We start from the raw sequence: 3,400 nt of genomic DNA on the forward strand, positions 1-3,400 counted from the left end.
TTTGACAATTATTAATTGGTTAGTATAGATTTTTCCTACTTTTAACCTCTCCCCACACCTCCCACACTCCCCACACTTCCCTATCTAATTAGATGTACCATTCTTTTTGAGAAATGGTATAATAGTCAATTAATTATTCATTCAACAATTCACGCCTTAAAGCCTCCCCTTGGATAGGGGATAAATCAAAAATTTATCCCCTTGTTTATAAGAAGGGGTAATTATTAATTATGAATTGTATTCCTACCGAATGCTGCGCAAACGGCACCTCGTCACATGAACATTGTTAATTGCTGAAAATTCCCTCTCTTAAATTTTCCCTATCGCTTTTTTCTATTTAATTACTGTTGAAATTTTCTCTATAAAACAGCTCTAAAATCTTTACCAATGGATAATTGATAATTAATCAATCCGGTTTAAAGCCTTCTATTTCAAGAGAAAAAAGTGTTCTTTAGTTTCCTTATATTCAGTTCCGTTACGGTTTTAACCAGAGGTAATTATCCATTATTCATTATCCATTATCCATTAATGAATTAGCTAATTAACAAATTAAGAGATTCCCAGTTCAGTACATCTTGTAAAAGAGCTTGATAACCTCTGATATTAGGATGAATTCCGTCCGCACAAAGACGCGATCGCCACCAATTTTCGCCCCGACTTAACCATTGTTCAAACACATCTAAATAAGGTATTTGTCGCTTTAAACAAGCTAACCGAGTCGCCTCTTTATATATGTACTGGTCATCGTGACTATAATATAAACAATCTTGGAAAGGCATTTTAGCTTCATCAACAGGAACCATTCCTACAAATACTACAGGACAAAGTTGTTTTGATGTATCTAATAACTTATCTAAAATTGTTTGAAATTTGTAAAAATCTGTATAATAACGTCCATCTCTTCTTTGGACTCTAGCAGAATCATTTACCCCTACAGAAAGAACAATAATATCTGGTTGACGATTTCTTAATTCTCCACGATGGTGAAACTCATGCTCTAGACGTTGTTCTACTTGTAAAACACGGTTTCCACGGACTCCCAGATTATATAATACATGGCCAGAATTATCTGGTAACATCCAATGTCGTCGCAGTCTTTCTACCCATCCACCACCTTCATGATCGCCAAAACCATAAACTAAACTATCCCCTAAAGCAACTATTTTTAGGGGATGATGATGGGTCTGAGAAAAGTCCCTTGAAGTTGGAGTAGCAGCGATTAACATAAGTAATAAAAATCAATGAAATTAATAAACTCTATTAAAATCTATTAAAATTTTGTTACATCCTAACTCAAAATATTAGTATTGACTAGACCATAGTGGGAAATATTCAATTAACATTGTTAAGCTAGATATAGAATTATCAAAGACCAACAAAATTTATGCACATACAAAGGCAATCTAGTGTTGATTCGGCAGAACTAAGTCGTCGGTCTGAGGAGTTGATAAAAGCTTCTTCTAATCGTTATCGGGCTGTAGTCCAAGTAGCTAATCGTGCCAAGCGTCGTCGTTATGAAGATTTTGATAATTTTGATGAGCATCAAATCAAACCAGTCATCCGGGCTGTGTTTGAAATGTCCGATGAGTTGATGCAGCCAGAAATAATTAGTGACGTCAGCAGTAGTATGGATAGGTCAATATAGTTTATTGACCAGAAAATTAGGTCTCAAGTCTCCTACTTAAGTAGGAGTTACTGATAACTAAAATGATCCAGGGGTTGAAACCTCCTGGCTATCATCTTTAAAGTTTAAACTTTTTGGTAGTTGGTTAAAATAGCCATGAGCAAGAAACGATGGCTCAAATATTTCACAATTTCTCTGGTAACAGTGATTATTGGGACTGGTCTTGAATTTTTTTGGACTTCTTTAGCTAGTACAGCAGTCCATTCCACTTATTTACTAGAACATCAGTTGCTCAAAGTTACAAACCGAGAAAATTCTGAGTACCCAATCAAAATTGTCCAACGGCGGGTGCGACCAACTGAAGTATGGCCATTTGTATATGAAAAAATACCAGATTTGCCATTGGAAAATGATTATATATCTAAGGACACGGGGGAAGTAAATACTGAGGAGACCTTGGTATCACGTTTAATTAGGTATCATTTTTATGTCAAAGGTCGTGCACCTAATTATCGGTTTGATTGGAAATTAACATTAGCAGATTATTTGGGAGCTAACGACTATCTACAGTCATCTGTTTATCCTGGTAATGATTCTTTGACGGAAAATCCGATGGAGGGCGATCGCCTGGCAATTCAACAATTAACTCGTTCTCAAAGAAATGCTTTAGTTAATAGGTTGGTAGATATTTTTGGAGGCAACCCCAACCCTCCATCTATACCAGAAGTAGAGCAGAGAGGTAATTCTGGGGGTTCAGCTCCTAGAGCACCAGTGATTCTCCAACCAGGAGGTGCAGATTTACTTAAGCCTTAACTAGCTATCAGTTCAATAATTGATAATTGATAATTGATAATTGATAATTGATAATTGATAATTGATAATTGATAATTGATAATTACCTCTCCCTAAAACGGATAGGATTGAATAAAAGGAAAATAAATTCATNATAATTGATAATTGATAATTGATAATTGATAATTGATAATTACCTCTCCCTAAAACGGATAGGATTGAATAAAAGGAAAATAAATTCATTGTTTCTCCTTTAAAGGAGAGGCTTTATAGGTTAATTATTCGGTAAAAATTCAAGCAACAGTCCAAGACTATATTTGAAAAACTGTGTGGTCTGTGTTAATGGAGTTTAGAGACTATCAGGACTTACGCAAAGGTACTATATATATATGTAAAAAACTATAACGTTATAGTTTTGAACGCTATATACATGGTCTTTGCCTAGGTTATGACTATATTATATATTTTTTGGGGAAGCTGATTGCTGAGTGCTGAGTGCTATTTCAAGTTATGGAACGAATAGTTAAAAGTGGAGCTGGTTGGTGCTTAGGTTGGAACCCTGAAGCACCAGAGTTTCAGGGTTTAGTAGGTGGGGATGATTGGTCAATAGAACTCACAGCAAGGGAACTGGATGATTTTTGTCGATTATTAGACCAGTTAAGCAAAACTATTAACCAGATGGCGGATGAGTTGATGGATGGGGAAAGAATAGCCTGTGAAACTGAAAGTGATTTGCTATGGATGCAGGTGGAAGGCTTTCCTGAAAGTTATACCGTTCAGTTTATTTTAAATCAGGGGCGCAGGGGGGAGGGAAAATGGTCTGTAGAAGCTGTACCTAGTTTAGTCCAAGCAGCAGAAATATTGAAAATTTTTTGATTAATATCATCTTAGGGAGTAGGGAGTAGGGAGTAGGGAGTAGGGAGTAGTTAGGGTTTGCTGAAAAAGTCTTTTTTAAGGAGTAGGGGAGCGGGGGAGTAGGGGAGT

At 36.1% G+C, this 3,400-nt stretch carries 4 protein-coding genes; 3 read left to right on the forward strand and 1 reads right to left on the reverse strand.

The features are described from left to right. Positions 1 to 533: 533 nt before the first annotated feature. Complete coding sequence (locus AFK68_RS05285; RefSeq protein WP_094671881.1) at positions 534 to 1,226, reverse strand: GDSL-type esterase/lipase family protein; 693 nt, start codon at positions 1,224 to 1,226, stop codon at positions 534 to 536. Positions 1,227 to 1,390: 164 nt separating this feature from the next. Here AFK68_RS05285 and AFK68_RS05290 point away from each other — a divergent pair, with 164 nt between their 5' ends. The 3 genes from AFK68_RS05290 to AFK68_RS05300 all read left to right on the forward strand — a co-directional run bounded on the left by AFK68_RS05290 (position 1,391) and on the right by AFK68_RS05300 (position 3,292). Next, the gene (locus AFK68_RS05290) at positions 1,391 to 1,645 is read left to right on the forward strand and encodes a DNA-directed RNA polymerase subunit omega (RefSeq protein WP_094671884.1); all 255 of its coding nucleotides are present in this window, start codon (positions 1,391 to 1,393) and stop codon (positions 1,643 to 1,645) included. A gap of 135 nt (positions 1,646 to 1,780) precedes the next feature. Continuing rightward, positions 1,781 to 2,437, forward strand: a complete 657-nt coding sequence (locus AFK68_RS05295) for a hypothetical protein (protein ID WP_143437544.1) — start codon at positions 1,781 to 1,783, stop codon at positions 2,435 to 2,437. A 489-nt stretch (positions 2,438 to 2,926) separates the two neighbouring features. After that, the gene (locus AFK68_RS05300; RefSeq protein ID WP_094671883.1) at positions 2,927 to 3,292 is read left to right on the forward strand and encodes a DUF1818 family protein; all 366 of its coding nucleotides are present in this window, start codon (positions 2,927 to 2,929) and stop codon (positions 3,290 to 3,292) included. Positions 3,293 to 3,400 lie beyond the last annotated feature (108 nt).

The organism is Hydrocoleum sp. CS-953 (assembly GCF_002260545.1).
Lineage (GTDB): Bacteria > Cyanobacteriota > Cyanobacteriia > Cyanobacteriales > Microcoleaceae > Trichodesmium.

Coding starts and splice junctions, on each gene's coding strand:
- AFK68_RS05285 (WP_094671881.1), bottom strand. CDS start 1,226: ATGTTAATCGCTGCTACTCCAACTTCAAGGGACTTTTCTCAGACCCAT.
- AFK68_RS05295 (WP_143437544.1), top strand. CDS start 1,781: ATGAGCAAGAAACGATGGCTCAAATATTTCACAATTTCTCTGGTAACA.
- AFK68_RS05300 (WP_094671883.1), top strand. CDS start 2,927: ATGGAACGAATAGTTAAAAGTGGAGCTGGTTGGTGCTTAGGTTGGAAC.